General features: G+C 61.6%; 22 protein-coding genes and 2 tRNA genes. 13 read left to right on the top strand and 11 right to left on the bottom strand.

What is annotated here, in order from left to right; translation table 11 throughout:
* Positions 1 to 39: 39 nt before the first annotated feature.
* The 3 genes from ptsI to cysK all read right to left on the bottom strand — a co-directional run bounded on the left by ptsI (position 40) and on the right by cysK (position 3,480).
* Positions 40 to 1,767 (bottom strand): phosphoenolpyruvate-protein phosphotransferase PtsI, encoded by a 1,728-nt coding sequence (gene ptsI / locus PG881_RS12915; RefSeq protein ID WP_011706834.1) that lies wholly within the window; start codon positions 1,765 to 1,767, stop codon positions 40 to 42.
* Positions 1,768 to 1,811: 44 nt separating this feature from the next.
* On the bottom strand, positions 1,812 to 2,069 hold the full coding sequence (locus PG881_RS12910; RefSeq protein WP_005303128.1) for an HPr family phosphocarrier protein: 258 nt from the start codon (positions 2,067 to 2,069) through the stop codon (positions 1,812 to 1,814).
* A gap of 442 nt (positions 2,070 to 2,511) precedes the next feature.
* Complete coding sequence (gene cysK, locus PG881_RS12905; RefSeq protein ID WP_011706833.1) at positions 2,512 to 3,480, bottom strand: cysteine synthase A; 969 nt, start codon at positions 3,478 to 3,480, stop codon at positions 2,512 to 2,514.
* Positions 3,481 to 3,647: 167 nt separating this feature from the next.
* Between cysK and PG881_RS12900 the strand changes: the two genes are divergently transcribed.
* Genes PG881_RS12900 through PG881_RS12890 form a run of 3 tightly spaced genes read left to right on the top strand, consistent with a single transcriptional unit; the run spans position 3,648 to position 6,834 of the window.
* Positions 3,648 to 4,490 carry an AAA family ATPase gene (locus PG881_RS12900; RefSeq protein WP_266141110.1) on the top strand — a complete coding sequence of 281 codons (843 nt, stop codon included), beginning with the start codon at positions 3,648 to 3,650 and terminating at the stop codon, positions 4,488 to 4,490.
* 3 nt (positions 4,491 to 4,493) lie between these two features.
* Positions 4,494 to 5,657 (top strand): vWA domain-containing protein, encoded by a 1,164-nt coding sequence (locus tag PG881_RS12895; protein ID WP_266141111.1) that lies wholly within the window; start codon positions 4,494 to 4,496, stop codon positions 5,655 to 5,657.
* 55 nt (positions 5,658 to 5,712) lie between these two features.
* Positions 5,713 to 6,834 (top strand): beta-ketoacyl-ACP synthase III, encoded by a 1,122-nt coding sequence (locus PG881_RS12890; RefSeq protein ID WP_266141112.1) that lies wholly within the window; start codon positions 5,713 to 5,715, stop codon positions 6,832 to 6,834.
* 63 nt (positions 6,835 to 6,897) lie between these two features.
* Here PG881_RS12890 and tsaA read toward each other — a convergent pair whose 3' ends face one another.
* On the bottom strand, positions 6,898 to 7,605 hold the full coding sequence (tsaA, locus tag PG881_RS12885; protein ID WP_266141113.1) for a tRNA (N6-threonylcarbamoyladenosine(37)-N6)-methyltransferase TrmO: 708 nt from the start codon (positions 7,603 to 7,605) through the stop codon (positions 6,898 to 6,900).
* A gap of 247 nt (positions 7,606 to 7,852) precedes the next feature.
* Between tsaA and PG881_RS12880 the strand changes: the two genes are divergently transcribed.
* Entirely contained in the window at positions 7,853 to 8,833 is a 981-nt protein-coding gene (locus tag PG881_RS12880) for an NAD-dependent epimerase/dehydratase family protein (RefSeq protein WP_270800430.1), read from the top strand.
* A 72-nt stretch (positions 8,834 to 8,905) separates the two neighbouring features.
* On the opposite strand, the gene PG881_RS12875 is transcribed toward PG881_RS12880, so the two are convergent.
* From PG881_RS12875 to cydD, 4 genes are all read right to left on the bottom strand, one after another.
* Positions 8,906 to 9,298 (bottom strand): DUF488 domain-containing protein, encoded by a 393-nt coding sequence (locus tag PG881_RS12875; protein ID WP_270800428.1) that lies wholly within the window; start codon positions 9,296 to 9,298, stop codon positions 8,906 to 8,908.
* Positions 9,299 to 9,320: 22 nt separating this feature from the next.
* Positions 9,321 to 9,692, bottom strand: coding sequence for an Rcs stress response system protein RcsF (gene rcsF, locus PG881_RS12870; RefSeq protein WP_010633326.1), 372 nt, complete (start codon positions 9,690 to 9,692; stop codon positions 9,321 to 9,323).
* Positions 9,693 to 9,945: 253 nt separating this feature from the next.
* Complete coding sequence (gene cydC / locus PG881_RS12865) at positions 9,946 to 11,691, bottom strand: heme ABC transporter ATP-binding protein/permease CydC (protein WP_270800426.1); 1,746 nt, start codon at positions 11,689 to 11,691, stop codon at positions 9,946 to 9,948.
* Positions 11,684 to 13,453, bottom strand: coding sequence for a heme ABC transporter permease/ATP-binding protein CydD (cydD, locus tag PG881_RS12860; RefSeq protein WP_270800423.1), 1,770 nt, complete (start codon positions 13,451 to 13,453; stop codon positions 11,684 to 11,686). The genes cydC and cydD overlap by 8 nt, the downstream gene beginning before the upstream one ends.
* Before the next feature lie 201 nt (positions 13,454 to 13,654).
* Here cydD and PG881_RS12855 point away from each other — a divergent pair.
* Positions 13,655 to 13,728 (top strand) — tRNA-Gly (locus PG881_RS12855).
* Between the two features lie 94 nt (positions 13,729 to 13,822).
* Positions 13,823 to 13,897 (top strand) — tRNA-Gly (locus PG881_RS12850).
* 146 nt (positions 13,898 to 14,043) lie between these two features.
* On the opposite strand, the gene arcA is transcribed toward PG881_RS12850, so the two are convergent.
* Positions 14,044 to 14,763, bottom strand: coding sequence for a two-component system response regulator ArcA (gene arcA, locus PG881_RS12845; RefSeq protein ID WP_011706824.1), 720 nt, complete (start codon positions 14,761 to 14,763; stop codon positions 14,044 to 14,046).
* A 376-nt stretch (positions 14,764 to 15,139) separates the two neighbouring features.
* On the opposite strand from arcA, the gene PG881_RS12840 reads away from it, so the two are divergent.
* Positions 15,140 to 15,556, top strand: coding sequence for a DUF3293 domain-containing protein (locus PG881_RS12840; protein ID WP_270800421.1), 417 nt, complete (start codon positions 15,140 to 15,142; stop codon positions 15,554 to 15,556).
* Positions 15,557 to 15,598: 42 nt separating this feature from the next.
* A complete protein-coding gene (locus PG881_RS12835) occupies positions 15,599 to 16,078 on the top strand; it encodes a putative 4-hydroxy-4-methyl-2-oxoglutarate aldolase (protein ID WP_011706822.1) in 480 nt (159 codons plus the stop codon).
* A gap of 5 nt (positions 16,079 to 16,083) precedes the next feature.
* Here the strand turns inward: PG881_RS12835 and PG881_RS12830 are convergent, their stop codons facing one another.
* Positions 16,084 to 16,560 (bottom strand): hypothetical protein, encoded by a 477-nt coding sequence (locus tag PG881_RS12830; protein WP_016351501.1) that lies wholly within the window; start codon positions 16,558 to 16,560, stop codon positions 16,084 to 16,086.
* Positions 16,561 to 16,732: 172 nt separating this feature from the next.
* Between PG881_RS12830 and PG881_RS12825 the strand changes: the two genes are divergently transcribed.
* Entirely contained in the window at positions 16,733 to 17,131 is a 399-nt protein-coding gene (locus PG881_RS12825; protein WP_024943684.1) for an META domain-containing protein, read from the top strand.
* Between the two features lie 115 nt (positions 17,132 to 17,246).
* On the opposite strand, the gene aceK is transcribed toward PG881_RS12825, so the two are convergent.
* Positions 17,247 to 18,974, bottom strand: a complete 1,728-nt coding sequence (aceK, locus tag PG881_RS12820) for a bifunctional isocitrate dehydrogenase kinase/phosphatase (protein WP_024943685.1) — start codon at positions 18,972 to 18,974, stop codon at positions 17,247 to 17,249.
* A 195-nt stretch (positions 18,975 to 19,169) separates the two neighbouring features.
* Here aceK and PG881_RS12815 point away from each other — a divergent pair, with 195 nt between their 5' ends.
* From PG881_RS12815 to thrC, 4 genes are all read left to right on the top strand, one after another.
* On the top strand, positions 19,170 to 19,862 hold the full coding sequence (locus PG881_RS12815) for a tRNA/rRNA methyltransferase (RefSeq protein WP_270800417.1): 693 nt from the start codon (positions 19,170 to 19,172) through the stop codon (positions 19,860 to 19,862).
* A 260-nt stretch (positions 19,863 to 20,122) separates the two neighbouring features.
* Positions 20,123 to 22,582: a bifunctional aspartate kinase/homoserine dehydrogenase I gene (gene thrA / locus PG881_RS12810; RefSeq protein WP_270800415.1), complete on the top strand. Its 2,460-nt coding sequence runs from the start codon at positions 20,123 to 20,125 to the stop codon at positions 22,580 to 22,582.
* A gap of 2 nt (positions 22,583 to 22,584) precedes the next feature.
* On the top strand, positions 22,585 to 23,565 hold the full coding sequence (gene thrB, locus PG881_RS12805) for a homoserine kinase (protein WP_270800413.1): 981 nt from the start codon (positions 22,585 to 22,587) through the stop codon (positions 23,563 to 23,565).
* Complete coding sequence (thrC, locus tag PG881_RS12800; protein WP_270800412.1) at positions 23,562 to 24,836, top strand: threonine synthase; 1,275 nt, start codon at positions 23,562 to 23,564, stop codon at positions 24,834 to 24,836. Before thrB ends, thrC begins: the two co-directional genes overlap by 4 nt.
* Positions 24,837 to 24,868: the final 32 nt, after the last annotated feature.

Here is a 24,868-nt window from a genome sequence, read left to right as displayed (position 1 = left end):
AAAGCTCCTAGAGATGATTGTCGCTGTTTGCAGCCGATCTTAGCAGACTGCCTTCTGCTTAATAAAGTTATCTACACAGGCTTCGATTTCGGCGGCGGTGGCAAAGCTCAGCGCTTGATCAGCCATGGCCTTCACATCTTCGAAGTTGGTGTTGCGGATAAGCTTCTTGATACGCGGTACAGAGATGGCGCTCATGGAGAACTCATCCAGACCCATACCCAGCAGCAGCAGGGTGGCACGCTCGTCACCAGCCAGTTCACCACACATACCGGTCCACTTGCCTTCGGCGTGGGATGCATCGATAACCATCTTGATCAGCGTCAAGACGGAGGGTGACAGCGGGTTGTACATGGCGGAAATCATCTCGTTACCACGGTCGACAGCCAGGGTGTACTGGGTCAGGTCGTTGGTACCGATACTGAAGAAATCCACTTCCTTGGCCAGATGATGAGCCATCACGGCAGCAGCCGGGGTCTCGATCATGATACCCACTTCGATGGATTCATCAAAGGCTTTGCCTTCGGCACGCAGTTCGGCTTTCAGCGTCTCTACTGTAGCCTTCAGGCTGCGGAACTCTTCGACAGAGATGATCATCGGGAACATGATGCGCAGTTTGCCAAAGGCAGACGCACGCAGGATGGCTCGCAGCTGGGCATGCATGATGTCGGCGCGATCGAAGAAGATCCGCACGGCACGCCAGCCCAGGAAAGGGTTCATCTCTTTCGGGAAATTCATGTAGGGCAGTTCTTTGTCGCCGCCGATGTCCATGGTGCGCACGATGATCGGCTGATCCGGCATCGCTTCGGCCACTTCTTTGTAGGCTTTGAACTGCTCGTCTTCGGTCGGCAGCGCGTCACGGTCCATGAACAGGAACTCGGTACGGTACAGACCCACGCCCTCGGCGCCGTTGCGGATGGCACCTTCGGTATCCTTGACGGTACCTATGTTGGCGCACACTTCGACCTGATGGCCATCGAGGGTGATGGCAGGCAGATCTTTGAGCTTGGCCAGTTCATCTTTCTCGGCCTGGAACTGGGCCTGGAATTGCTTGGCTTCGTTCAGCTGTTCGGCAGTCGGATTGATGATGATCTGGTTGTTGATCGCGTCCAGCACCAGCACGTCACCATTCTTGACGCGCTCGGTGATGTCGTTGGTACCCACGATGGCCGGCAGCTCCAGAGAGCGGGCCATGATGGAGGTGTGGGAAGTACGGCCACCGATGTCGGTGACGAAACCCAGCACGTATTTCAGGTTGATCTGAGCGGTTTCGGACGGGGTCAGGTCTTTGGCGACCAGGATCACCTCTTCGTCGATGGTGCTCAGGTTGACAACGGCGATGCCCAGTACGTTCTTGACCAGACGGGTACCGATGTCACGGAAGTCGGTGGCGCGCTCGCGCAGATAGGGGTCATCCAGCTCGGCCATCATCTTCGCGTACTGCTCGATGACCTCGTAGATGGCCTTGTCAGCGGTGGCCTTGTTGTCTTTGATGAAGGATCTGATATCCCCTTCCAGCTCTTCATCTTCGAGCAGCATGATGTGGCCTTCGAAGATGGCCTCTTTTTCTTCACCGAAGGTGCGACCGGCCATCTCTTTGATGGCTTCCAGCTGTGCGGCTGACTTGGTGCGGGCTTCGAGGAAGCGGTTGATTTCGGCATCAATCTGTTCGGCAGCGATTTTGCCCTGATTGATAACGATTTCATCTTCTTTCAGAAGAAGCGCCTTGCCGAATGCGATACCGGGGGACGCAAGAATGCCAGATATCATAATCCTTCCTATTAAAACGACTGTGGGGGAGGAATAAAGCTGGATTACTCCAGCTCGTCCATCAGGGCAACCAGCTTCTCAACGGCTTTCTGAGCGTCCGGGCCGTCGGCCTGGATGGTCACGTTGGTGCCTTTGGTCAGGCCCAGGGTCTGCAGCTTGAACAGGCTCTTGGCGCTGGCGGATTTGCCACCGGAGACCACAGTGATCTCGCTTTGGAATTCTTTGGCTTCTTTCACGAACTGAGCTGCCGGACGGGTGTGCAGGCCGTTTTCAGCAGTAATAACAACAGACTTCTCGTACATGGTTTCACCCCATATTATTGATATTTTTTGGTGTGAGGGATGCTTTTGACGCATCCTTCTCGCACCGTGTCAGTATGGATATGTTGTAAAGTAACGAAATCAGACCTGCAATGGTTTAATCCAGGTCAATTTTCTGTGCAGTATTCGGTGTCTGCCTCAACTCTTTTCCGTTATCACTCTACAAGCCGCGTCAATGCTGGCTTGAAATTATTTTATAACGAAAAATAACACTTTGTTACTTTGTGATACCTAGTCGGCAAACACCTCGTGACGCGGCACAGGATATGAGATTTATCACAGAATGTCTGCTTTTTTTGTCGCTGGGTTGCTTGTTATTTTACCCCGAAAAATAAGGGGTCGACTGGCGCTGCCAAGTGCTCAGTCTAGCTCATAAAGAAACGGCGCTCCTGAGAGCGCCGTTGTTTTGAAATAATCCGATCACTTATTGCTGCAGTTCCTGCTCGCTGAACACCCCGGCAAACAGGGCGCTGGAGAGGTAACGCTCGGCGGCGCTCGGCAGAATGACAACGATAGTCTTGTCAGCAAACTCCGGCAGTTCAGCGAGGCGAGCTGCGGCCACTACGGCGGCGCCTGAGCTGATCCCGGCCAGGATCCCTTCCTCTTCCATCAGGCGGCGAGCCATCTCGATGGCGTCATCGCTGTTCACCTGCTCGACGCGGTCCAGCAGGGTCAGGTCCAGGTTGCCCGGGATGAAGCCGGCACCGATCCCCTGGATCTTGTGGGGACCCGGTTTGATTTCAAGGCCGGCCAGACGCTGGCTGATCACCGGCGATTCGCTCGGCTCGACGGCGACGGAGACCACCGCCTTGCCCTTGGTCTGTTTCAGGTAACGGGAGACACCCGTGATGGTGCCGCCGGTGCCGACGCCGGCCACGAACACATCCACCTGACCGTCGGTGGCGTCCCAGATCTCGGGGCCTGTGGTCTTCTCGTGGATTTCCGGGTTGGCGGGGTTTTCAAACTGTTGCAGCAGCACGTATTTGCCCGGCTCAGACTCGAGGATCTCGTTGGCCTTGGCAATGGCGCCCTTCATGCCGAGCGGCCCTTCTGTCAGCACCAGGTTGGCGCCGAGTGCCTTGAGCAGCTTGCGGCGCTCCAGGCTCATGGTGGCCGGCATGGTCAATGTGATGGGATAGCCACGGGCGGCGGCCACGAAGGCCAGAGCAATACCCGTGTTACCGCTGGTGGGTTCGATGATCTCCTTGCCCTTGGTCAGGACGCCGCGTTTCTCGGCATCCCAGATCAGGTTGGCGCCGATACGGCACTTGACGCTGAAGCTCGGGTTACGGCTCTCAATCTTGGCCAGCACGCGGCCCTTGGTAACACGGTTGAGACGAACCAGCGGGGTGTGACCTATGGTCTGGCTGTTGTCCTCAAAAATTTTGCTCATGGTGCTATCCCTGTTTGTTACGGCGATGAAACAAGATTACCCTGTGGTTTCTGAATGAGAAGTGACGATTTGTTATAACAATATGTTATTACAAGATATAGAGCTTATTCTTTCTTATTGAGGCCTCGATCTCAAAAAGGTCTCTCATCGTCAAAGGAATGGACGTTATGGGATTTGCAGGAAGCGATCGCTATCTCGCCTCTGAATCGCTCAAGATGGCGGTCAATGCCGCCATCGTGCTGGAAAAACCCTTGCTTATCAAAGGGGAACCCGGCACAGGCAAGACCGAGCTGGCCGAAGCTGTGGCCCGCCATCTGGGTACCGAGCTGATTGCCTGGCACATCAAATCCACTACCAAGGCCCAGCAGGGGCTCTATGAGTACGATGCGGTGGCCAGGCTGCGCGACTCCCAGCTCGGCGACCCCAGGGTAGGGGAGATCAGCCACTACATCCGCCGGGGCAAGCTTTGGCAGGCGTTCACCGCCGACCAGCGCCCGGTGCTGCTCATCGATGAAATCGACAAGGCGGACATCGAGTTCCCCAACGATCTGCTGCAGGAGCTCGATCGGATGGAGTTCGATGTCTACGAGACCGGCGAGCGGGTCAAGGCGCGCCAGCGGCCGGTGGTCATCATCACCTCCAACAACGAGAAGGAGCTGCCGGACGCCTTCCTGCGCCGCTGCTTCTTCCACTACATCCGCTTCCCCGACAAGGCCGAGATGCAGGCCATCGTCAAGCTCCACTACCCCGACCTCAAGGAGAGTCTGCTTGGCGAGGCGATGGATCTCTTCTTCGAGTTGCGCGAGGTAGAGGGGCTGCGCAAGAAGCCGTCCACTTCTGAGCTGCTGGACTGGATCCGGCTGCTGTTGGCCGACGATATCGCCCCCGAGGTGATGCGTGCCCGTGAGCCCGGCAAGCTGGTGCCCGCCCTCTACGGCGCCCTGCTCAAGACCGAGCAGGACCTGCATCTCTTTGAGAAGCTTGCCTTTCTGGCCAGACGCGGCAGCTGACTCATGCTGATCGACTTTTTTACCCACCTGCGCCGCCACAAGCTCCCCTGCAGTCTGCGTGAACTGCTGGACTTGCACGCGGCGCTGGCAGCCCGGCTGGCCAGCCTCGACATGGACGAGTTCTACCAGCTCTCCCGCTGCCTGCTGGTGAAAGACGAGGCCCACTATGATCGCTTCGATCGCGCCTTCGCCGAGTATTACGAAGGGCTGGCCGCCATCCCCCTGTTGCCGGAGAGTCTGCCCGATGAGTGGTTGCGCCAGGAGTTCGAGCGGCTATTGAGCGCCGAGGAGAAGGCGTTGCTCACATCCCTCGGCGGGCTCGACCAGCTGCTGGCGACCCTCAACCAGCGGTTAAGCGAGCAGAAGGAGCGTCACGCCGGCGGCAACAAGTGGGTGGGGACCGGTGGCAGCAGCCCGTTTGGTCACGGCGGTTTTCACCCGGAAGGAGTGCGCATGGGGGGAGAGGGCCAGCATGGCAAGGCGGTCAAGGTGTGGGAGGCAAGGCATTACCGCAACTTCAGCGACGACTCGCCGCTCGGCCAGCGGGCCATCCAGCTGGCGCTGCGCAAGCTCAGACGCTGGGTGCGCAAGGGCAACCCCGACGAGCTGGATCTCGACGACACCATCCAGAGCACGGCCAGACAGGGCTGGCTCGATGTGAAGCTCAGACCCGAGCGCCACAACGGGGTCAAGTTGCTGGTCTTCTTCGACGTGGGGGGATCCATGGATGCCCACGTGGCCGAGGTGCAGCGCCTCTTCTCGGCCCTGCGCCACGAGTTCAAGCATCTGGAGTACTTCTATTTTCACAACTGTCTCTACGACTTCGTCTGGCAGGACAACGCCCGCCGGCACGAGGCGCGCTTCGATACCCTGCGCCTGCTGCGCACCTACGGCAGCGACTACAAGGTGATCCTGGTGGGGGATGCCACCATGGGCCCCTATGAGATCACCTGGCCCGGCGGCAGCGTCGAATACTGGAACGAGGAGGCGGGCCAGGTGTGGCTGGCCCGCCTGCAGCAGCACTTTCCCAAGCTGGTGTGGATCAACCCCACCCCGCGCCGGGAGTGGCTCTGGCACCCCTCCATCAAGCTGATGAATGAATTGATCGGCGGGCGCATGCACCCGTTGACCCTGGCGGGTCTGGCTGCGGCCATCGACCAGCTGTGACCCTCTCTACCCGAACAAACCAACAAGCCGGGAGTGAACCCGGCGAGGAGCAAAGATGACCTCTATCGTGATCAGTGGCTCAGGCCTCTATACCCCTCCCTTTGCCGTCAGCAATGAAGCGCTGGTGGCCGCCTTCAACCAGTACGTGGATCTCTACAACGAGGAGAACGCCTCCGCCATCGACGCCGGCCAGCTGCCCGCCAAGCAGCATTCGAGCAGCGACTTCATCGAGAAGGCCTCCGGCATCAAGAGCCGCTATCTGGTGAGCAAGGAGGGGGTGCTGGATCCCGACATCATGCAGCCGCTGCTGCCCGAGCGGCCCGATGACAAGCCCTCCATCATGGTGGAGATGGCGGTGGCCGCCGCCGAGCAGGCGCTGATCGCCGCCGGTCGCGAGCCCGGCGAGATCGATCTGGTGATCGTCGCCGCCTCCAACATGCCGCGCCCCTATCCGGCGCTGGCCATCGAGCTGCAGCATTATCTGGGGGCGGGCGGCATGGCGTTTGACATGAATGTGGCCTGCTCCTCCGCCACCTTCGGCATCAAGACAGCGGCAGACATGCTGGCGGCCGGCAGCGCCAAACTGGCGCTGGTGGTCAACCCGGAGATCTGCTCGGGGCACCTCAACTTCCGCGATCGGGACAGTCACTTCATCTTCGGCGACGCCTGTACCGCCGTGCTGCTGGAGCGGGAGGCAGATTGCAAGGTGGCCAACCCCTGGCAACTGGTGGCCAGCAAGCTGGTGACCCAGTACTCCAACAACATCCGCAACAACTTCGGCTTCCTCAATCGGCTCAGCCCGCGCACCCGCTACGGCGACGACAAGCTGTTTCGCCAGCAGGGGCGCAAGGTGTTCAAGGAGGTGCTGCCACTGGTGTGTGACCAGATTGCAGGCCAGCTCGATGAGCAGGGCTGGTCGGCGGATTCCCTGAGCCGGCTCTGGCTCCACCAGGCGAATCTGACCATGAACCAGTTCATCGCCCGCAAGCTGCTCGGCCACGATGCCAGCCAGCAGGAGGCGCCGGTCATTCTCGATAGCTACGGCAACACCAGCTCTGCGGGCTCCATCATTGCCTTCCATCTTCACAACGGCGACCTTCCTGCCGGGGCGCGCGGCGTACTCTGCTCGTTCGGCGCCGGTTACTCCATCGGCAGCCTGCTGCTCACCCGTTTGTAAGAGGGGCCGAGCAGCGGCAAGCAACAAAAAACCACCCGGGCGGGTGGTTTTTTATTGGCTGGCTCACTGGGCCGGCTCGATGGCGAGCACCAGGCAACTGGGCTCGCTGATGTGAAAGCGTACGTTGCAGTCAAACAGCCTGACGCCGTACTCCTTGTCATCCGGCTTGCCCTTCTTGTAGGCGGGGCGCGGATCCTGGGCCAGCACTTCGCTCACCAGCAGGCGCAGCTCGGGGTGGGCCTTAAGCCAGGGTTGCAGCTGCTGCTCAGCCTCGGGGCTGAAATTCACCGCCAGCGGCGGGGTGGGGGCATCGGGGGCGAACCCGCCGCGAGCATCCGGCAGGCTGTCGGCATAGGGGATATAGGGCTTGATGTCGACGATGGGAGTGCCATCGAGCAGGTCCACCGCCCCCAGCTCGAGCCAGAGTTTGCCGCGCTCACGACCGACCCCGTGCAGCTCGACCACCGAGAGGCCGAGCGGGTTGGGGCGAAAGGTGGAGCGGGTGGCAAACACCCCGACCCGCTCGTTGCCGCCCAGGCGCGGCGGGCGCACCGTCGGGTGCCAGCCCTGCGCCATGGTCTGGTGAAACACGAAGCTGAGCCAGAGGTGGGAGAATTGCTCGATGCCGCGCAGCACGTCCGGCTGATCGTAGGGAGGCAGTAACTCGAGGCGGGCGCGGGCCGATTTGACCAGACCGGGCTGGCGCGGGATGGCGAACTTCTCCTTGTAGGGAGAGCGGATGATACCCAGGGTGTCGATTTCGAACTTCATGGCGGATCCTGACTGAAAACCCCGGCAATGTAGCACAGCGGCCCTCAAAACGCAGGCTTGCCCGCCGGCCGGTGGCTGCCTGCTTGCCGTGATCCCGCTCCCATCCCGGCCGCTTCGGGGCTGTATCGCGCCGCCAAGTTGCGTAGGGTGGGCGCAGGATGAGTGAACGGCGCGTCCGCCAGCAGGGCGGCTCGCTACAACCGGCGTGACCGCAGTAGAGGGGCCGCGCCGTACAGGAGAGACAGGGATGAAACTGCTGATCATCGGCGGCACCGGATTTCTGGGGCGCCATCTCACTGCGCTGGCGCTGGACTGGGGCCACGAGGTGACCTTGTTCAATCGCGGCCGTCGCCAGCACCCGGATTGGCGCGAGCTCACCCAGCTGCAGGGGGACCGGGATCAGGACCTGACCCCGCTGCATCGCTATCAGGGAAGCTGGGATCTGGCTATCGACACTTGCTGCTATCGCCCCGAACAGGCGGCGAGCCTCTCGGCTGCTCTGCTCGGGCGCTGCGAGCGGTTGATCTTCATCTCCACCATCAGCGTCTATCGCGACTTCGCTCAGCCCGGGCAGGACGAGTCGGCGCCGCTGCACGCGATTGCCGAGGGGGAGATGCCGGAAGATTACGGCCCCCTCAAGGTAATGTGCGAGGCCACGTATCGCGCCCGTTGGGGCGAGCGGCTCTGCGTTTTGCGCCCAGGTGTCTTGTGCGGCCCTCATGACCCCACCGGCCGGCTGGCCTGGTGGGTGAAACGGGTGCAACAGGGCGGTCCCTGGCTGCTGCCGGGGCAGGGGGAAGACCGGCTGCAATATCTGGACGTGCGCGACTGCGCCGAGTTCGTGCTGCGGGCCGCCGAACAGCAATTGAGCGGCATCTTCAATCTGGTCAAGCCCGGTATCGCGCTGAACGACTGGGTTGATCGCCTGGCCGCCAGGCTGGCCCCCGCCACTGCGATCGTGCCCGAATGGGCGCCCTGGCCCGCGCTGCTGGCCGCCGGGGTGGAGCCCTGGCAGAGCTATCCGACCCTGTTGCCCAATGAGCAGCCCGAGTATGCCGGTTATGGTCGCATCAGCGCCGAGGCGGCCATCGTGCAGGGCCTCAACTTTCGGCCGCTGGAGGAGACGGTGGCAGATGTGGCTGAGTGGCTGGCCGGCGCACCGGACGCCGCGGTGGCCGCCGGCATCACGGCCGAGCAGGAGACGCGGCTGCGTCAGCTTGTCTGGTAGTGTGGCCGGCAAGTGCGGCAGCAAAGCAAAAGGGCATCGAGAGATGCCCTTTTCTTTTCGGCGTGAGCGCAGCTACTCGGTGCGCATGGCGGCGCCGGCGGCGGTCAGTTGCTCGCGCAAGATGGCGCGATGACAGCGGGACTCCTGCTCGCAGTAACAGCCCACCGACAGGTTGGTGGTGTGGGAGAGGGCGGCCAGCAGCGCCAGATCGTGCCTGGCGGCCGGAGTGGCCAGCTCGGCCTTGTACTGTTTGCAGAAGGCGCTCCACTGGGCGGGCGTCTCGGCAGCCTGGCCCAGCTTCATGGTGTCGTTGCTGGGGGCGAGATTGGGGAACCAGACGTCGTACCAATCCTGGCTGGCAAACTCGGCTTTGGGCACGCCGCGGGGCGGGCGGCGCACGGTGCCGATCCGCAGTCCCTCGTCGGGCAGGCGGGGCGTGCCGAGGCGAACGATGGCCAGTGCCATGCAGGCTCCTTACAGTTGACGCTTATTTCTCGGTGGCGACTTTCAGCGCCTGGCCGTAGCAGATCACCTGCTTCAGGCAGCCCGGGGTGTCGCTGAATTCGGCGCACTTGTCGAAGGTGACGCCGTTGCCACCCATGTCGGCCACGCGGCGGCGAGCCAGGGTACGGGCCTCGCCAGCGTTGGGGATCGGCTGCTTGGCATCGCTCTGGCAGGACTCCCCTTCGACGGTGCCGAGATAGAGGTAGTTGAGATCGGCCAGCTGGCCCTGTTCATAGATCTGAACGCTGCCCGGCTTGAAGTACTCGTCGAAGTTCTCTTTGTCCAGATTGCTGTTGAAGGCAAAGTCGGCGCAGCCGGAGGCAATCAGGGGCATCATCAGGATCAGGCGTTTCATCGTCTCGTATCTTGTGTCGGTGATGAGGACAGTAGCAAGGCGCAGGCGCTCCATGTCGGCATCTTGTGGAATAACGAAGGAGCCATTATAGGGGCCAGTCGACGGTGTCGACCAGCCCCATTTTTAGCCGTATGGGCGGGGTGTGACCAGGATCCGGCCGTGTGTTGCCCGTGCAGCTGCACGCTGCCGGCAAAGATGACTGGCCCGGTGTCATGAGAGAAGGGCGCACCGGGCGCCCCTCTCTCGTTGCTCATCAGGCCGGTGCCAGCCGCTGATACAGGCTGCGGTAGTAGTCGTCCGCCAGCAGCGTCTGATGGGGGGCGCAGAGGCGGATCTGCCCCTCTTCCATCAGGGCGATCCGGTCCATCTGCTCCAGCCCCAGCAAACGGTGGGAGATGAGCAGCAGGGTGCGATCCGCCCCCAGCTTGAACAGCAGATCCATGATCTCCCGCTCGGTCTGGCTGTCGAGCCCCTCGGTCGGCTCATCCAGCAGCCAGAGCGGCGCGTCGTGCAGCAAGGCGCGGGCGATGCCGATGCGGCGGCGCTCGCCACCGGAGAGCGGCCGACCGCCATCCCCCAGCCAGGCATCGAGCCCGCTGTCGCTGTGGCCGTTGTCATCTTCCAGCAGATTGGCAAGGCCGACCTGGGTCAGCACCTGCACCAGCTGCTCGTCACTGGCATGGGGGGCGGCCAGCTTGAGGTTGCCGCGCAGGGTATCAGCAAACAGGTGCACCCGCTGGCTCACCACCGAGAGGGAGGCGCGCAGCGCCCCTTCGCTGTAGTCGGTGAGCGGCTTGCCATCGAGCAGGATCTTGCCGGCCTGCGGGTTCCATTCGCGGGTCAGCAGTCCCATCAGGGTCGATTTGCCGCAGCCGGTTTGGCCCAGCAGCGCCAGTTTTTCACCGGCCTGCAACTGCAGGGTGCAACCGCGCAGCACCGGCTGCGGGTTGCCTGGGTAGCTGAAGTAGAGGTCGCTTATCTGCAACGCCCCCTGTGGCGCGTGGCGCTCTTCGTGGCCCCACTCGGGGGCCTTGGCCTCTTGCAGGATCTCGTTGAGGCGGCGGGCAGAGGTGAGGCTGGTGGAGAGGTGCTGGAAGGCACCGGCCAGCGGCATCAGCGCCTCGAAGCTGGCCAGGGTGGCGAATACCATCAGTGCCGTGATGGGATCCGGCGCGGCGCCTGCCACCCCGTGACCGGCCAGCCACAGCATCAGGGTGAGGGTCCAGCCGCTCAGCAGTTGCACCGAGCAGTTGGCCAGCCCGCTTACCCGGGCCATGCGGGCCTGGGCCTGGATCAACGCCTGCTCGGCCTGCTGCAGCTCGTCGCGCGCCCGGGGGGCGGCGGCAAACATCTGCAGCTCGGCCTGGCCATCCAGATAGTCCACCAGACGGGCACGCAGGTTGGACTTCTCGGCGATCAGCTGGCGACCGGGCTGGCGGCCGAGGAAGTAGAACACCAGCGGCAGGGCCAGCATGCCGAACAGCAGGATGGCGCCCAGTATCAGGGCCAGGTCGGCATCGAACAGCGAGAGGAAGAACACCAGACCGGCGGTGCTGAGCAGGGCCGCACCTATGGGAGTGACCAGCCGCAGGTAGACGTGGTCCATGGCGTCGATGTCGGCCACCAGCCGGTTGAGCAGATCCGCCTGGCGAAAGCCTGCCAGGGCGCCGGTGGAGAGCGGCGAGAGCTTTTGCCAGAACCAGACCCGCAACCGGGTCAGCACCCGGAAGGTGGCGTCGTGGCTCACCACCCGCTCACCCCAGCGGCCGGCGGTGCGGATGATGGAGAAGAAGCGTACCCCGCCAGCCGGCGTCATGTAGTTGAAGGTGTCGCGACTGGCGACCGCCATCCCCGCCACGGCGGCGGCGGAGAGGAACCAGCCGGAGAGCGACAGCAGTCCCATCCCGGCGACCAGGGTCACCAGGGCCAGCAGCAGGCCGAGGGAGAGGCTCAGCCAGTGCTGGCGATAGAGGCGCAGAAACGGCAAGAGATCAGTCATCGAGAGAACCCTCGTTACGTTGGGAGAGCAGGCGAGCGAACGGCCCCTGCGCGGTACTCAGTTGCTGGAAGCTGCCTTGCTCCACCAGCTTGCCACGCTCTAGCACCAGGATCTGGTCCATCTTGGTGAGCTGGTCGATGCGGTGGGTGACCATCAGCAGGGTCTGGCCTGCGGCGGCCTGTTCGAGCGTGGTCATGATGGCCCGCTCGGAGTGGCGATCCAGGCTGGCGGTCGGCTCGTCCAGCACCATCAGCTGGGTGGACTTGAGCAGGGTTCGGGCCAGGGCGAGGCGCTGGGCCTGGCCGACCGAGAGGCCGCCGGCCTGATCCCCCACCGCATAGTCGAGCCCCTTCTCCATGGCAAACTCCCACGCCTGAGCCCGTTTCAGGGCCTCCTCCAGCTCGCTGTCACTGGCAGCGGGGTTGGCCAGCAACAGATTGTCACGCAGCGAGGCATGGAACAGCTGCGGGTTCTGGGAGAGCCAGCCCAGCTGGCGGCGCCACTGGCTCATGTCGAGGTTGGCCAGCTCCTGGCCGTTGACCTTGAGCTCGCCGCGATAGGGGGCAAAGCCGAGCAGGGCATTGACCAGCGAGCTCTTGCCGGCGCCGCTGATGCCGATGAGGGCGGTGCGCGAGCCGGACGCCAGGGTGAAGTCGATGGGGCCGACCAGCACCTTGCCCTCGGCGCTCAGCACTTCAAGGCCTTTGGCTTCTACCTTGATGGGGGCGTCGGCATGGAAGGGCGCATGGCCTGAGGCGGGTTCCGTCACCTCGGCTTCGAGGAACTCCAGCAGCTGTTCGGCGGCGCCGATGGCCTGCGCCTTGGCGTGGTAGTGGGCGCCGAGTTCCCGCAGCGGAGCGTAGAACTCGGGGGCCAGAAACAGCACGAACAGGCCGGTAAACAGGGTAACTTTGCTGCCATAGTGGCCGAAGTTCAGGTGATCGATATAGGAGAAACCGAAGTAGACGGCCACCAGCGCCACCGAGAGGGCGGCGAAGAACTCCAGCACGGCGGTACTGAGGAAGGCAAGGCGCAGCACCTCCATGGTGCGTTCGCGAAAATCTTCCGACGCATCGCGAATGGCATCCCCTTCCGCCTGGGTGCGCATGAAGAGCTGCAGGGTGCGCAGCCCCTTCAGGCGATCGAGGAAGTGGCCGGAGAGACGGGCCAGCGCCTGGAAGTTGCGGCGGTTGGCATCGGCGGCGCCGACCCCCACCAGGATCATGAAGAGGGGAATGAGGGGCGCCGTACCCAGCAGGATAAGGCCGGCGGCCCAGTTGACCGGGAACACGGCCACCAGGATCACCACCGGAATGAACACGGCAATCGCCATCTGCGGCAGATAGCGGGAGAAGAAATCCTGCATGTTTTCAATCTGCTCCAGCAGCAGGCTGGCCCAGCTGCCGGCCGGTCGACGCTGGATGTAGGCCGGTCCCAACCGGCCGAGGCGGGTGAGTACCAGCTCGCGGATGGCCTGGCGCACCGCGCTGCCAGCCTTGAAGCTGGCTACTTCACGGCCATAGGCCAGCACCGCCTTGCCGAGGGTGACCAGCAGCAGGGCGATGAAGAGGGGAATGGATTGCGCCGGCGTGGTGCCCTCGATGATGAAACCGTGCAGCAGGGTGGCCAGCAGCCAGGCCTGCGCCACCATCAGGATGCCCTGCCCCAGGCCAAAGCCGATGGAGAGGCCGATCCAGCGCCGGCCGTGGCTCGATTGATTGCGCAACCAGCCATAGAGTCGTTTTTGCGTTTTTTTATCCATTACCACCATCCTCGCGTCGAGTGGCGCAAGACTATCCTCGCCCCCCAGGCTTGGCAACCTTGTAAATTCCGGCTTGTGAAAACGGTTGATTGAAAAAGCGGCTTGCTGCTCATTAGTTGGTCGAACAGATTGATTTACGGTAAAAAACCGCATCGAGGTGATTGCGCTCGGCGGCAAAATGCATATAGTAGATGCCCTGACGCGGGTGTAGTTCAATGGTAGAACGGTAGCTTCCCAAGCTGCATACGTGGGTTCGATTCCCATCACCCGCTCCAAATTCCAGATAACGGTCAAGGCCGTTGTCACCTCAGCCGAAACGGCTGTCTGTCGTGGGGTTTCCCCATCACACCAAGCAAGTTTTGATGCCAGGCGGGCATCGTATAATGGCTATTACCTCAGCCTTCCAAGCTGATGATGCGGGTTCGATTCCCGCTGCCCGCTCCAGCCTTCATGCAAAAAGCCCACTCCTGCGAGTGGGCTTTTTGTTGTCTGTTTTTTGATGCCGGCGAGAGTGCCAGCTTGACCAAGCTGGATGGCGCAGAAATGGAAAAGGCGCCATCGGCGCCTTTTCAACTCGGGGAGAGGGAGGATTACTCCTGCTCCAGCTCGCCGCAGAAGCGATAGCCTTCGCCGTGGATGGTGGCGATGATCTCGGGGGTGTCGTTGACGCTCTCGAAGTGCTTGCGGATGCGGCGGATGGTGACATCCACGGTACGGTCGTGGGGCTTGAGCTCACGGCCGGTCATCTTCTTGAGCAGCTCGGCGCGGGTCTGGATCTGGCCCGGGTTTTCGCAGAAGTGCAGCATGGCGCGGAATTCGGAGCGCGGCAGCTTGAACATGTCGCCAGCCGGACTGACCAAGGCGCGGCTGTTGATGTCCAGAGCCCAGCCGTTGAACAGGTAACGCTCCACCAGTTTCTTCTCTTCGCCACCGGCGGCCACGTTCATGGTGCGGCTCAGCAGGTTGCGGGCACGGATGGTCAGCTCACGGGGGTTGAACGGCTTGGTGATGTAATCGTCGGCACCGATCTCCAGACCCAGGATCTTGTCCACTTCGTTGTCACGACCGGTCAGGAACATCAGGGCGATGTTGTCGTCCTCACGCAGCTCGCGTGCCAGCAGCAGGCCATTCTTGCCCGGCAGGTTGATGTCCATGATCACCAGATTGATGGTGTGGGAAGTCAGAGCCTGATGCATCTCGTCGCCATTGTTGGCTTCGAGCACGATATAGCCCTCTGCCTCGAAGATGCTTTTCAGGGTATTGCGAGTGACCAGTTCGTCTTCGACGATCAGAATGTGTGGTGTTTGCATGAGTATTCCCAGATTCTTATCAGTTAGTTATCTAAATTTTAACACTCTTTGGCGTTACCCGACCGGTCCTGAAAATTTATTACGTCATCCTGGGTATGAATGTCAGGTCGGATTATCGCGAATTTGGCATCAGCGTTGGCAAACATCCCTGTGCCACACATAGGCTCTCAATAAGTCTGATCGAGAGAAGCCTGGAAAGGTAGTCCATTACAAAAGTGGCTGCATTTTATCAGTTAACAGGCGCATAACAACACTCTTTGCCGTCAGATAGCAACTTTTTAACTCTGGTTTGATATAGGTCAAACCCTGAGTTCACAGCATGATACTTGGGGTTGCCCCCATTTTCGCCCCTATAAAATGTAATGGAATGTAACATGTGGTTGACATGAATTTGTGGGAAAACTACAGAAAAATCTGCTTTATTGCACCCTTTTCGGCGCCGAAATGGCCTGCCTACGCCATTGTGACGGCCTGGAATCCTGCCAGCCGCCAGCTGGGAATGCGTCGCAATACCCACCGTCAGCGGGCCCTGTGGCGGGCCATTGCGGCGGTTCCTCGCTGGCTGGTGATGGGGCCCTGCCGGGGCAGTTCGCTGGATGAAAGCTGGCAGGAGTCGTCGCTGCTGCTGGCCTCCACGCGCAGCGAGGCCATCCGGCTGGCGGCCCGCTTTGGCCAGAATGCCATCTACTGGGTGGATCAGGGGGAGCTCTGGCTGTTGCCGGTGTTGCTGGAGGGGGAGCCACACCATCTGGGCAGAATTGAATCCCACTGGATTGTCAGGGACTCTGCTTGATGAAAGAATGAGCGAATTCATGTCCATGGAAGGAGACTTATGATGCTGGATCTACTGCCCGATCTCTGTGACGAGTACGGCGATGCTCTGCAGGTGGCGGAGCCGCTGTTTCAAAATTTTGGTGGCAAGGCGCTGTTTCACGGCCAGGCGGTCACTCTCTCCTGCTATGAGGACAACAGCCTGGTGCGGGAGCTGGTCAACCGGCCCGGGCAGGGGCGGGTGATGGTGATCGATGGCGGTGGCTCCCTGCGCCGCGCCCTGCTCGGCGATCAGCTGGCGATCAAGGCGGCGGAGCAGGGCTGGGAAGGCATCGTGATCTACGGCGCCGTGCGCGACGTGGGCACGCTGGCGACACTGGCGCTGGGGGTCAAGGCATTGGCGCCCTGTCCGGTCAAAACCGAGAAGCGGGGACAAGGGGAACTGGATGCCGTGGTGTCGTTTGCCGGGGTGACCATACATCCGGGTGACTACGTCTACGCCGATCTCAACGGCGTGCTGGTGAGCGCCACCCGGCTGATCTGATCCCGCTAGAAGTTGAAGCCGACCCCGACGCTGAGGGATTGTTCGGTGCTAAAGGCGCTGACACCGTAATTGGCGGTGATGGCCAGTTGCGGGGTCAGCAGCAGGCTGGTGTTGAGCTCCAGCAGGGTGCTGGGTTTGTTCACTTCCAGCTGTTTGAGCTGGCTGCCGATGTTGAGCATGGGGGAGAGCTGATAGCGCACCCCCGAGCTCAGGTTGTAGCCGGATTGCTCGCTGCTGGGGCCGATGGCCGGGCCTGCTTCCATGTAGAGGCTGACGCCATCGTGCAGCGGATACTGATAGCCGGTATTGATGAGCCAGAGATCGAAACTGTCGTTGTGATGAGTCTGATTGTCGAGCAGCACGCCGGAGTAACTCTTGACGTAGAGCTGGCTGTTGGCGTCGTTCTTGAGGAAATCCCAGTCGGCGGCCTGGGCGGTAAGGCTGAGGCATGAGACGAGTGCGATGACGGATGATTTGACCATTCTTTTCCCCTCCCTGGGTCCGGAACAGGAATACAAGCATGGCACATGCCAGCTGGTAGTAAAGGGAACCCCGATCACAATAAAACAGTTTTGATTTGCTCCGCTCTCATGATACACAGGCCCCCATCACCATGTTTCTTCCCCTATTTTGCTGATATCAAGAGGTGAACCCATGAACAAAAAACTGACTCTGCTGGCCGTACTGGCCCTGGGAGGCTGCGCCATGGCAACTGGTTCCAAGCTGACTCAACTGCAAGCTTCCACCTGGCAACTGCAAGGGGCGAGCGGCGACACCTTTACCCTGCAAGTCGCCGGTGACAAGGTGGCGGGCAAGGGCGGCTGCAACCGCTATTTCGGCGCCATCACCCAGCAGGGTGACGGCGTGCTGGCGCTGGGCCCCATGGGTTCGACCCGCATGATGTGCATGGGCGATCTGGCCGGCAAGGAGATGCTCTATCTGCAGAAGCTGGAGAAAGTGGCGAGCTTCCAGATCAGCGGTCAGCAGTTGGTATTGAGCGACGCCAACAAGGCGGCGCTGCTCACCTTCGATGCCATGCCTGCCGCCAAGTAACTGACGGTTTTGTCAGGGGCTGTCGTAGCGCGAGCTGACGGCCCAACGCAAAAGGGACGCTACGGCGTCCCTTTTGCTATTTGCACTCCCTTTTGCAACTGGGCTCCCGGACAGGCTAGCCCCCCCGTTGAAACTTGAAGCGCTTCTTGCGCCGATAGGGATAGACATCCTCGAATACCCCCTCCTTGATGTTGCTCTGCAGCATCTTCCAGTAGTTGGCATCGAACAGCTCCTTGTGCAGCTGCATCATGATGTCGCGCACCTGGGGTTTTTGCAGCAAGAAGGTGGCGAACTCCTCGGGGAAGATGTCGTTGGGGGCCACCGAATACCAGGGCTCTGCGCTCCACTCGTCCTCGGGGTAGCGGGGCGGCGGGATCTGGCGGAAGTTGCACTCCGTCATGTAGCAGATCTCGTCGTAGTCGTAGAACACCACCCGGCCGTGACGGGTGACCCCGAAGTTCTTGAACAGCATGTCGCCCGGGAAGATGTTGGCCGCCGCCAGCTGCTTGATGGCGTTGCCATACTCCTCCAGCGCGAGCCGGGTCTGCTGCTCGTCCGCCTTGTCCAGATAGAGGTTGAGCGGGATCATCTTGCGCTCGGTGTAGAGGTGCTTGATCACCAGCTTGTCGTCGGTGAGGGTCAACGCAGACGGGGCCACCGTCTTGAGCTCGGCCAACAGCTCCGGCGAGATGCGATCGAGGGGAAACTCGAAGTTGGTGAACTCCTGGGTATCGGCCATGCGGCCAACCCGGTCGTGCTGTTTTACCAGCCGGTATTTCGCCTTCACCTGCTCGTGGCTCACATCCTTGGGCGGCGTGAACTCGTCTTTGATCACCTTGAACACCACGTCATAGGAGGGGAGGGTAAACACGCTCATCACCATCCCCTTGATGCCGGGGGCGATGACGAACTGCTCCCGGCTCTGGGCCAGGTGCTGCTGATAGTGGCGATAGAGCTCGGTCTTGCCGTGCTTCTGGCAACCGATGGCGTTGTAGATCTCGTAGTCCGGCTTGTGGGGCATGATCTGGCGCAGGAACAGCACGAACAGCGCCGGCACGGGGGCATAGACCATGAAGTAGGCGCGGGCGAAGCCGAACACGATGGAGGCCAGCTCAGGCTCGAAGATGACGGTGTCCACATAGATGCTCTGACCGGTGCTGAGCAGCGGCAGGATGAAGGGGAAGACCTGCCCCTTGACCCGGATCAGCCCCACCAGATAGGCCCCCTTGTTGCGGTAGAACACCTCCTTGAGGAGCTCGATGGCGAACGGCTCATCGTGCAGGATGGCCGGCCCGTTCTCGGCAAGATGGCGCTGGATGTCGACAATATCCCGCTGTTTGTCCTCATAGGGCAGGGTAAAGCTGTAATCCCCCAGCAGCTGGCTCAGGGTCTGCGGCAGGTGGGCGAGGTCGGTGCGATAGATGCGCAGCAGGGCGCTCAGGTCGGGGTGTTCTCCCCGGCTGCGAAATGGATGGATGTAGAGGTTCTCGTCGCGAATGTTGCGATGGCGGAAGATGCGGCGATAGACGGAGTTGAAGAAGGACTCCGCCACCTCGAAGTTCTCGCACTTGGGCAGCAGATCGCTGAACGCCCCCTTCACCTGCTTGAGCAGGGCCTGGCTTGGCAGGGTTGCCCCCATCATCTGCTTGATCAGCGCCGTGGTGGCGCCGACGTGATGATCATAAAGGCGAATGCGCTCGCGCCCGGCGAGCTGCACCCCCAGCCAGTCGCTGTTCTCGAAGCGACTCTTGCTGCCCTGGGTGATTTCGAGAAACCGGCTGTAAAACGACTCGAAGCGTTGCAGAATCGTCTCGGCGACGGCCTGTTCCAATGGCTGCTGCATCTCTCTCTTCCTTGTGATCTGTCGGGCCGATGGCGCCTGGGATTGGCTGCAATTTGTTCACATTCCCGGCCACTATGGCAACATTCAAACGTCTGTTCAAGTGGCAATTTCCGGGTGAAAACGGTAGATTGCGCCCCTGTTTTGCCGATATTCCGCTGTTGTTTGCGCGTTCGGCCCTGCCCAGGAGAAAACCCGATGAAACTCTATTTTGTGCTGGTGGCCCCCGCCCGCCCGGCCAACGTGGGCGCTGCCGCCCGCGCCATGAAAACCATGGGCTTTGATGCCATGCGACTGGTGGCAAGCCGGGTGCACGAAGAGGAGGAGGCGAGCTGGGTGGCCCATGGTGCGCAGGAGGTCCTGACCCAGGCCGAGGCGTTCGACACCCTGGAAGAGGCGCTGGCCGACATGGAGCTGGTGGTGGCTACCACTGCCCGCCAGCGCGGCCGTTATCAGCACTACCTCACTCCGGCCGAGATCCGCGACCAGATCAAGGCCAAGCCATCGCTGGACAAGGTCGCCATCGTGTTTGGCTGCGAGGAGTCGGGGCTCTCCAACGAGCAGCTGGCCCAGGTCGACCTCATCAGCTATCTGCCGCTCAAGGTGAGCTACCCGTCCCTGAACTTGGGACAGGCGATCATGCTGTACGCCTACGAGTTGAGCCAGTTGCTCGATGAGCCCGAGGTGCTAGCAGAAAATGTTGATAACGCCGGACAGGTTCGGGTGCTGAAAAGCAAAACAGCAGAAATTCTCGGTGAACTCGGAGTTTCGCAGGATGAAAAACTGCATCAATGGGTGATGGACCGAGTGCCCATGCTGCCGCAGCGGGATTTGAATATGCTCCACCTGCTCTGCAAAGACCTTGCCCGCAAACTTGGCAAAGAGGTTTAGGTTGACAGCCCTGCGCCCGGCGCGGTATTGCTAAAAGCCAGCTTCGTTCAAGAGTGTTCGTCATGCAGTTATTCACCAACGTCATCACCACCACCATTATTACCGGTACCACCACAGGTGGCACTGGGGCCGGTTGATGCGCTGACGAACAAGCACAGAAATCAGAAAAGGCCCGTACCCACCCAGTACGGGCCTTTTTGTTGGATGATTTTCAGAACCATTTTCGGGCAAATTTGCAAGGATCACAGGGAGAGAAAGCGATGAGAGTGTTGAAGTTTGGCGGGTCGTCACTGGCCGATGCAGAGCGTTTTTTACGGGTCGCCGATATCGCGGTGAATACCCACGGCCAATCCCAGGTTGCCCTGGTGCTGTCGGCACCGGCCAAGGTGACCAACCACCTGGTGGCTCTGGTGGAGCAGACCAGCCGCGGCATGGATGCCAGCAGCACATTGTTCGAGATCAACGGTATCTTCTCCCGCCTGCTGGCTGGCTTGAAGGCAGCCTATCCGGCGCTGGATGACAAGGCGCTGCAGTCTCGTCTCACCAGCGAACTGGATCAGGTGGAGCGGCTGATGCAGGGCATCCGTCTACTGGGGCTCTGCCCGGACAACGTGCAGGCCCGCATCCTGAGCCGGGGCGAGAATCTCTCCATCGCCTTCATGCTCGAGCTGCTGCGGGTGCGTGGCCTCGAGCTGGACATCATAGTGCCGGAGCAGCTGCTGGTGACCGACGGCGGTTATCTGGAGGCTCACGTCGACATCGAAGCCTCCCGCCTGCGCTTCGCCGCCAAGGGCCTGCGCTCCGATTGCCTCTACCTGATGCCGGGCTTCACCGGTGGCAGCGACAAGGGGGAAACCGTGCTGCTGGGTCGTAACGGGTCGGATTACTCCGCCGCCGTGCTGGCCGCCTGCGTCGATGCCGAGTGCTGCGAGATCTGGACCGATGTCGAGGGCTGCTACAACTGCGACCCGCGCCTGGTGCCGGACGCCTATCTGCTGAAAACCCTCTCCTACAAGGAGGCGATGGAGCTCTCCTACTTCGGTGCCAAGGTACTGCACCCGAAAACCATCGCGCCGGTGGCCCAGTTCCACATCCCCTGCCTCATCAAGAACAGCTTCAACCCGCAGGGGCCGGGCACCTTGATTGGTGTCGAGCAGGGGGATGACGACCTGAAGGTGAAGGCCATTTCAGATCTCTCCGGCATGTGCATGTTCAACGTCTCCGGCCCTGGCATGAAGGGCATGGTGGGCATGGCCGGCCGCATCTTCTCCGCCGTCTCCCGCGCCGGGGTCAGCATCGTCCTCATCACCCAGTCATCCTCCGAGTACAGCGTCAGCTTCTGTATCCACAGCTATGACTGCGACAAGACCCGCAAGGTGCTGGAGCGCGAGTTCGAGCTCGAATTCAAGAACCAGCTGCTGGATCCGCTCGAGATCATGCAGGATCTGGCGATCATCTCCCTCATCGGTGACGGCATGCGTACCAGCAAGGGGATGGCGGCCCGCTTCTTCACCTCGCTGGCACAAGCCTCCATCAACATAGTCGCCATCGCCCAGGGCTCGAGCGAGCGCTCCATCTCTGCGGTGGTGCGGGATCGCAAGGTGGCCGAAGCCATCAAGGCCTGCCACCAGAACTTCTTCGGCAGCCAGCAGTTCATCGACTTGTTCGTGGTCGGCGTTGGCGGTGTCGGCGCGGCCCTGGTGGATCAGATTGCTCGCCAACAGCCGGTATTGGCCGAGCAGGGCACCGGCCTGCGGGTAGTGGGCATTGCCAACAGCCGTCAGATGGCGGTCAACAAGGATGGGCTGAACCTCGCCAACTGGCGTGAACAGCTGGTGGAGGCCCGTGACAGCTTCAGCCTGGAAGCGGTGCAAAAGCTGGTGGAAGAGAGTCACCTCATCAACCCGGTGATCGTCGATTGCACCTCCAGCGAGGCCATCGCCGTGCAGTATGCCGACTTCCTCGCCGCCGGTTTCCACGTGGTCACCCCGAACAAGAAAGCCAACACCGGGTCGCTGGATTACTACAAGGCGCTGCGCCGCACCGCCCGCCAGACTCGCCGCAAGTTCTTGTATGAAACCAACGTGGGCGCCGGCCTGCCGGTCATCGAGAACCTGCAGAACCTCATCAAGGCCGGCGACAAGCTGCGCGCCTTCGACGGCGTGCTGTCCGGTTCGCTCTCCTTTATCTTTGGCAAGCTGGACGAAGGGATGGCCTTCTCCGATGCCACCAAGATTGCCCGCAGCAACGGCTTTACCGAGCCGGATCCGCGCGACGATCTCAACGGCATGGACGTGGCCCGCAAGCTGCTGATCCTGGCCCGCGAGGCCGGCATGGCGCTGGAGCTCTCCGATGTGGAAGTGGAGCAGGCGCTGCCGCCAGGCTTTGATGTGAGCGGCGATGTGGAAGCCTTCATGGCCCGCCTGCCGGAGGCTGATGGCTGGTTCCGCGACCAGTTCGCGGCGGCCCAGCGTGACGGCAAGGTGCTGCGCTACGTGGGTTCCATCGAGGGTGGCAAGTGCAAGGTCGCCATCAAGGCGGTCGGTGCCGACGAGCCGCTGTTCAAGGTCAAAGACGGGGAGAATGCGCTCGCCTTCTTCTCTACCTACTACCAGCCGATCCCGCTGGTGCTGCGCGGCTATGGCGCCGGTACCGAAGTGACCGCCGCGGGCGTCTTTGCCGACGTGCTGCGCACCCAGAACTGGAAGCAGGAGTTGTAAGCATGAGTTCAGACATGTACCAGAGCGGCAGCGTGGTGGCCTATGCCCCCGCCTCCAGCGCCAACCTGAGCGTGGGATTCGATGTACTGGGGGCGGCGCTCGCCCCCGTGGATGGCTCTCTGCTTGGGGATCGCGTCCAGGTCAAGGCGGCCGATACGGCATTTGCCCTCTCTAGCGTGGGCCGTTACGCCCACAAGTTGCCGGCTGACCCGAAAAAGAACATCCTCCATGACTGCTGGCTCGCCTATGGCGAAGCGCTGGAGAAGCGCGGCATCAAACTCAAGCCGCTCGAAATGGTGCTGGAGAAGAACCTGCCGGTGGGCTCGGGCCTGGGTTCCAGCGCCTGCAGCGTGGTGGCGGCACTCGAAGGGCTCAACGCTTTTCACGGCGCGCCCCTCAATGAACATGACCTGCTGCTGCTGATGGGGGAGATGGAAGGCAAGATCTCCGGCTCCGTCCACTACGACAACGTCGCCCCCTGTTATCTGGGCGGCATGCAGTTGGTGCTGGAAGAGCACGGCGTCATCAGCCAGGGCATTCCGGTGTTCGACGAGTGGTACTGGGTGGTCTGCTACCCGGGCACAGTGGTCTCCACCGCCGCTGCCCGCGCTATTTTGCCGGCCCAGTATCGCCGGCAGGATTGCCTCACCTATGGCCGCCGGCTGGCCGCCTTCGTGCACGCCAGCTACACCGGGCAGGAGGGGCTGGCGGCGAGCGTATTGAAAGACGTGATTGCCGAGCCTTACCGCGCGGCGTTGATTGAAGGCTTTGCCGAAGTGCGGGCCCAGGCTGCCCAGAACGGGGCGCTGGCCACCGGCATCTCGGGCTCCGGCCCCAGCGTGTTCGTGGTGATGAAGGATCTGGCCCAGGCCGAGCGGATGAAAGATTGGATGGATGCACATTTCGTGCAGAACGAAGATGGATTTGCCCGGGTTTGCAAACTCGACATGGCCGGGGCACGGGTAACAGGAAGCGAGCTATGAATCTTTACAATATCAAGGACAAGAGTGAACAGGTGAGCTTCGCCCAGGCGGTGCGTCAGGGTCTGGGCCGCGAACAGGGTCTGTTCTTCCCCGAGCGGCTCGAGCCGCTGGCCGACGTCGATGCCCTGCTGGAGCTGCCGCTGGTGGAGCGCTCCGCCCGCATCCTCAGCCAGCTGCTGGGGGACGAAGTGCCCGCGCCTAAGGTGCACGAGCTGGTCAAGGCCGCCTTCACCTTCCCGGCGCCGCTGGTCAAGCTCAAAGATGGTACCTATGCCCTCGAGCTGTTCCACGGCCCGACCCTGGCGTTCAAGGATTTCGGTGGCCGCTTTATGGCCCAGTGTTTGGCTGCGTTCAGAACCAACGACAAGATCACTATCCTCACCGCCACCTCCGGCGACACCGGCGCCGCCGTGGCCCACGCCTTCTACGGGCTGGAGGGGATCGAGGTGGTGATCCTCTACCCCAAGGGCAAGATAAGCCCGCTGCAGGAGGCGCTGTTCTGCACCTTAGGGGGCAACATCCGCACCATCGCCATCGACGGCGACTTCGATGCCTGCCAGGCGTTGGTGAAGCAGTCCTTCGATGACGAAGAGCTGAAAAAGGCGATTGGCCTGAACTCCGCCAACTCCATCAACATCAGCCGCTTGCTGGCCCAGGTTTGCTACTACTTCGAGGCGCTGGCCCAGCTGCCGAAAGCCGATCGTGCCAAGGCGGTCATCAGCGTGCCGTCCGGCAACTTTGGCAACCTCACCGCGGGTCTTATCGCCAAGGCGCTGGGGCTGCCGGTGAAGCGCTTTATCGCCGCCACCAATGCCAACGATACCGTGCCGCGCTACCTGAAATCCGGTCAGTGGGAGCCGCACCAGACGGTCGCTACTCTGTCGAACGCCATGGACGTGAGCCGCCCCAACAACTGGCCGCGGGTGGAAGAGCTGTGCCGCCGCAACGGCTGGGCGCTGGAGACCTTAGGGTCTGGCATGCGCAGCGATGCCCAGACTCGAGACGCCCTCAAACGCCTGCATGAGCTGGATTACCTGTGCGAACCCCACGGGGCGATTGCCTGGGATCTGCTGGGCGAACAGCTGGGTGAGGACGAAGTGGGGGTGTTCCTCTGCACCGCTCATCCGGCCAAGTTCAAGGAGTCGGTGGACGAGATCCTGGGGCTGGACGTGCCGCTGCCCGGCCCGCTCGCCAAGCACGCCGTGCTGCCGCTCTTGTCCCATAACCTGCCGGCGGAGTTTGCCCCGCTAAGGGCCTTCCTGCTCGGTTAAGTTGACTGCCAATCCCCCGACCTCGGGGGATT

The organism is Aeromonas sp. QDB54 (assembly GCF_027707385.1).
In the GTDB taxonomy this organism is placed as follows: Bacteria; Pseudomonadota; Gammaproteobacteria; order Enterobacterales; family Aeromonadaceae; genus Aeromonas; species Aeromonas hydrophila.
The sequence above is the reverse complement of the archived record's forward strand: the minus strand, read 5'-3'. Positions and strand labels throughout refer to the sequence as shown.

Bases quoted from the DNA above. Each gene is read 5' to 3' on its own strand.
- thrA (WP_270800415.1), top strand. From the start codon at position 20,123: ATGAGAGTGTTGAAGTTTGGCGGGTCGTCACTGGCCGATGCAGAGCGT.
- tsaA (WP_266141113.1), bottom strand. From the start codon at position 7,605: ATGAAGTTCGAAATCGACACCCTGGGTATCATCCGCTCTCCCTACAAG.
- ptsI (WP_011706834.1), bottom strand. From the start codon at position 1,767: ATGATATCTGGCATTCTTGCGTCCCCCGGTATCGCATTCGGCAAGGCG.
- PG881_RS12875 (WP_270800428.1), bottom strand. From the start codon at position 9,298: ATGGCACTGGCCATCGTTCGCCTCGGCACGCCCCGCCTGCCCGACGAG.
- PG881_RS12910 (WP_005303128.1), bottom strand. From the start codon at position 2,069: ATGTACGAGAAGTCTGTTGTTATTACTGCTGAAAACGGCCTGCACACC.
- PG881_RS12815 (WP_270800417.1), top strand. From the start codon at position 19,170: ATGAAACTCTATTTTGTGCTGGTGGCCCCCGCCCGCCCGGCCAACGTG.
- cydD (WP_270800423.1), bottom strand. From the start codon at position 13,453: ATGGATAAAAAAACGCAAAAACGACTCTATGGCTGGTTGCGCAATCAA.
- arcA (WP_011706824.1), bottom strand. From the start codon at position 14,763: ATGCAAACACCACACATTCTGATCGTCGAAGACGAACTGGTCACTCGC.
- cysK (WP_011706833.1), bottom strand. From the start codon at position 3,480: ATGAGCAAAATTTTTGAGGACAACAGCCAGACCATAGGTCACACCCCG.
- PG881_RS12895 (WP_266141111.1), top strand. From the start codon at position 4,494: ATGCTGATCGACTTTTTTACCCACCTGCGCCGCCACAAGCTCCCCTGC.
- cydC (WP_270800426.1), bottom strand. From the start codon at position 11,691: ATGACTGATCTCTTGCCGTTTCTGCGCCTCTATCGCCAGCACTGGCTG.
- PG881_RS12890 (WP_266141112.1), top strand. From the start codon at position 5,713: ATGACCTCTATCGTGATCAGTGGCTCAGGCCTCTATACCCCTCCCTTT.
- thrB (WP_270800413.1), top strand. From the start codon at position 22,585: ATGAGTTCAGACATGTACCAGAGCGGCAGCGTGGTGGCCTATGCCCCC.
- PG881_RS12900 (WP_266141110.1), top strand. From the start codon at position 3,648: ATGGGATTTGCAGGAAGCGATCGCTATCTCGCCTCTGAATCGCTCAAG.
- PG881_RS12835 (WP_011706822.1), top strand. From the start codon at position 15,599: ATGCTGGATCTACTGCCCGATCTCTGTGACGAGTACGGCGATGCTCTG.
- PG881_RS12830 (WP_016351501.1), bottom strand. From the start codon at position 16,560: ATGGTCAAATCATCCGTCATCGCACTCGTCTCATGCCTCAGCCTTACC.
- thrC (WP_270800412.1), top strand. From the start codon at position 23,562: ATGAATCTTTACAATATCAAGGACAAGAGTGAACAGGTGAGCTTCGCC.
- aceK (WP_024943685.1), bottom strand. From the start codon at position 18,974: ATGCAGCAGCCATTGGAACAGGCCGTCGCCGAGACGATTCTGCAACGC.
- PG881_RS12825 (WP_024943684.1), top strand. From the start codon at position 16,733: ATGAACAAAAAACTGACTCTGCTGGCCGTACTGGCCCTGGGAGGCTGC.
- rcsF (WP_010633326.1), bottom strand. From the start codon at position 9,692: ATGAAACGCCTGATCCTGATGATGCCCCTGATTGCCTCCGGCTGCGCC.
- PG881_RS12880 (WP_270800430.1), top strand. From the start codon at position 7,853: ATGAAACTGCTGATCATCGGCGGCACCGGATTTCTGGGGCGCCATCTC.